The sequence below is a fragment of the Pseudomonas sp. genome (genome assembly GCF_037994325.1).
In the GTDB taxonomy this organism is placed as follows: domain Bacteria; phylum Pseudomonadota; class Gammaproteobacteria; order Pseudomonadales; family Pseudomonadaceae; genus Aquipseudomonas.
On sequence record NZ_JBBNAH010000056.1, the window covers coordinates 1 to 3,416 of the forward strand.

Consider the following 3,416-nt stretch of genomic DNA (forward strand, 5'->3'; position numbering starts at 1 on the left):
GGCGAAACCGTCGCCGAACTGGTGTACGGGGTCAGCAAGCTGACACAGATGAACTTCTAAACCAAAGCCGAAGCCCAAGCAGAAAAATTCCAGAAAATGTCCATGTCAATGGCCCGCGATATTCGCGTGATTCTGGTCAAGCTTGCCGACCGTCTGCACAACATGCGCACCCTGGAAGTGCTGGCCGGCGAAAAACGCCGCCGTATCGCCAAAGAAACCCTGGAAATCTACGCGCCCATCGCCAACCGCTTGGGCATGCACAGCATGCGCGTGGAATTCGAAGAGCTGGGCTTCAAGGCCATGCACCCGATGCGCTCCGAGCGTATTCGCCAGGCGGTCAAACGCGCCCGGGGCAACCGCAAGGAAATCGTTAACAAGATTGAAGAGTCGCTGACCCACTGCCTCAACCGTGAAGGCATGGAAGGCGAAGTGGTCGGCCGCGAGAAGCACCTGTACGGCATCTACCAGAAGATGCGTGGCAAGCGCCGGGCGTTCAACGAAATCATGGACGTCTACGCCTTCCGCATCATCGTCGACAAGGTCGACACCTGTTACCGCGTGCTCGGCGCCGTGCACAACCTGTACAAGCCGCTGCCGGGCCGCTTCAAAGACTACATCGCCATTCCCAAGGCCAACGGCTATCAGTCGCTGCACACCACACTGTTTGGCATGCACGGCGTACCGATCGAAATTCAGATCCGCACCCGCGAAATGGAAGAGATGGCCAATAACGGCATCGCCGCCCATTGGCTGTACAAATCCAACGAAGAAGACCAGCCCAAAGGCACCCACGCCCGCGCCCGCCAGTGGGTCAAAGGCGTGCTGGAAATGCAGCAACGCGCCGGCAACTCGCTGGAGTTTATCGAGAGCGTGAAGATCGACCTGTTCCCGGACGAGGTCTACGTCTTCACCCCCAAAGGCCGGATCATGGAAATGCCCAAGGGCTCCACGGCCGTCGACTTTGCCTATGCGGTGCACACCGACGTCGGTAATTCCTGCATCGCGTGCCGCATCAACCGCCGCCTGGCGCCACTGTCCGAACCGCTGCAAAGTGGCGCCACGGTGGAAATCGTCACCGCGCCGGGTGCTCGGCCAAACCCGGCCTGGCTCAACTTCGTGGTGACCGGCAAGGCGCGCACCCATATTCGCCACGCGCTGAAACTGCAGCGCCGCTCCGAGTCCATCAGCCTGGGCGAGCGCCTGCTGAACAAAGTGCTGACCGGCCTTAACAGCCATCTGGAAAAAGTGCCTGCCGACCAGGTGCAAGGCGTACTGGCCGAGTACCGCCTGGAAGTGATCGAAGACCTGCTGGAAGACATCGGCCTGGGCAACCGCATGGCCTACGTGGTCGCCCGCCGTCTGCTGGCCAGCGAGAGCGAACAGCTACCAAGCGCCGAAGGCCCGCTGGCGATTCGCGGCACCGAGGGCCTGGTGCTCAGCTACGCCAAGTGCTGCACGCCGATTCCAGGCGACCCCATCGTCGGCCACCTGTCGGCTGGCAAAGGCATGGTGGTGCACTTGGAAAGCTGCAAAAACATCAGCGACATCCGTCAGAACCCGGAAAAGTGCATTCAACTGTCCTGGGCCAAAGATGTGGTTGGCGAATTCAACGTCGAACTGCGCATCGAGCTGGAACACCAACGCGGCCTGATTGCTCTGCTGGCCAGTAGCGTCAACGCCGCCGACGGCAATATCGAAAAAATCAGCATGGACGAGCGCGACGGCCGCATCAGCGTGGTTCAGCTAGTGGTCAGCGTGCATGACCGTGTGCACCTGGCCCGCGTGATCAAGAAGCTGCGAGCCCTTAAAGGCGTGGTGCATATTTCCCGCGTTCGCGCCTGACCCCCCTTTCGTAAGACGGCCTGCGCCAAGCGCGCAGGACTAACCCTCAAGGAGCTTTTTATGAGCAAGAGCGTCATCACTTCCGAACACGCCCCAGCTGCCATCGGCACTTACTCCCAGGCGATCAAGGCGGGTAACACCGTTTACATGTCCGGGCAAATCCCGCTGGACCCAAAAACCATGGAGCTGGTGGAAGGCTTTGAAGCCCAGACCGTGCAGGTGTTCGAAAACCTCAAAGCGGTGGCCGAAGCGGCTGGCGGCTCGTTTAAAGACATCGTCAAACTGAACATCTTCCTCACCGACCTCTCGCACTTCGCCAAGGTTAACGAGGTGATGGGCCGTTACTTCGAACAGCCCTACCCGGCCCGCGCCGCCATCGGCGTGGCTGCTCTGCCACGTGGCGCCCAGGTAGAAATGGACGCCATCCTGGTCATCGAATAACGCCTCACCTCCAAGGAAGGAACCTGCCATGCGCAACGTCCTCGCTCTGCTGCTAAGCGCTGTACTCAGTGGCTGCAGCAGCCCCGCCAACTATGATCCGAATGGCACGTGGATCAATAAGGCGGCGATTGACGCCGCCTCGCAAGGCGGCAACTTGCGCGAGGCATTGCTGGCCTATGGGCCAAACCTGGAATGGAATATCGACGCCGCGCGTAAAACCGCTGAAGTGAGCAATGGCTTTGAGCTGGATGAAGGCCAGTTGGTCAGCGATGCGAATGGCCAGTGGCGCGTCGATTTCTATGGCGATTACCACGAACAACTGAACGTCGAAAACGACCAGATGCGCCAGGCCGAAAGCCAGAACGGCCCGGAGCAACGCTTCCAGCGTTCAACCCTCAAGCTGCCCATCGACGCACCACCGGGCAGCAGCTTTGAACAAGCCCTTTATAGCGCCTACCTCGGCGGCACCTGGAAGATTACCCAAGGCGTCGGCGAAGGCGGCCTGGTGTTGTTTCACCCCGACGGCCAAGTCGAAGGGCTGCCGGGGGCCGACCGTTACGCCCTGTGCCTGGCTGGCGACTGCGCCGCCATGAGCGGTGAGAACGACAGCCTGTGGCTGCAACTGGGCAACCAAGGCAACAGTTGGCTGTTCAAGCGCGAAGGCGAACGTATTGAAATCTTCCAGGCGGTCAATCAGGCGCAGGTCGACGAAATGCCGAGCTACCTGCCAGGCGCCAGCACCTGGGTACTCGAAAAGGACTAGGCCGCAACCCGGCGTAGGGTGTGCTGTGCGCACCAGGGCGCGTACTTGGAAATCGCTTAGCGCACACAGCGAACGCGGACCGGCACACCGTGCGTTTTATAGCGCGGCCACTAGCAAGTAGGCGCCTAGCACCAGCAGCAACCCGCCGCACACCTGATCGAGCATCGCCACCCGCCGCTGCAACCACAACCGCCAACGCTCGACGCTAAGCAGGCGCACCAGCGCCAGATCCCACCCCAGCACCACCGCGCCCATCCATGCCATGCACAGCGCCAGCCCCCAACTGGGCACGGCCGCGTCGCGCAGTACGCCAAAAAGGCCGGCGAGGAAAATCGCGATTTTTGGATTTAGCAGGCTGGACGCCATGCCC

Annotated in this window: 3 protein-coding genes and 1 pseudogene; 3 read left to right on the forward strand and 1 reads right to left on the reverse strand. The window is 60.8% G+C overall.

Translation table 11 applies throughout. The features are described from left to right. From AAAB16_RS01735 to AAAB16_RS01745, 3 genes and pseudogenes are all read left to right on the forward strand, one after another. Positions 1-1,842 (forward strand): annotated as a pseudogene (locus AAAB16_RS01735) (bifunctional (p)ppGpp synthetase/guanosine-3',5'-bis(diphosphate) 3'-pyrophosphohydrolase); the annotation flags it as partial. 60 nt (positions 1,843-1,902) lie between these two features. Then, the gene (locus tag AAAB16_RS01740; protein ID WP_108095077.1) at positions 1,903-2,283 is read left to right on the forward strand and encodes a RidA family protein; all 381 of its coding nucleotides are present in this window, start codon (positions 1,903-1,905) and stop codon (positions 2,281-2,283) included. A gap of 28 nt (positions 2,284-2,311) precedes the next feature. Continuing rightward, positions 2,312-3,046, forward strand: coding sequence for a hypothetical protein (locus tag AAAB16_RS01745; RefSeq protein ID WP_340661783.1), 735 nt, complete (start codon positions 2,312-2,314; stop codon positions 3,044-3,046). Positions 3,047-3,142: 96 nt separating this feature from the next. Here AAAB16_RS01745 and AAAB16_RS01750 read toward each other — a convergent pair. Then, the coding region (locus AAAB16_RS01750) for a LysE family transporter (RefSeq protein WP_340661784.1) at positions 3,143-3,416 on the reverse strand (274 nt) is incomplete at its 5' end.

Bases quoted from the DNA above. Each gene is read 5' to 3' on its own strand.
- AAAB16_RS01745 (WP_340661783.1), top strand. From the start codon at position 2,312: ATGCGCAACGTCCTCGCTCTGCTGCTAAGCGCTGTACTCAGTGGCTGC.
- AAAB16_RS01740 (WP_108095077.1), top strand. From the start codon at position 1,903: ATGAGCAAGAGCGTCATCACTTCCGAACACGCCCCAGCTGCCATCGGC.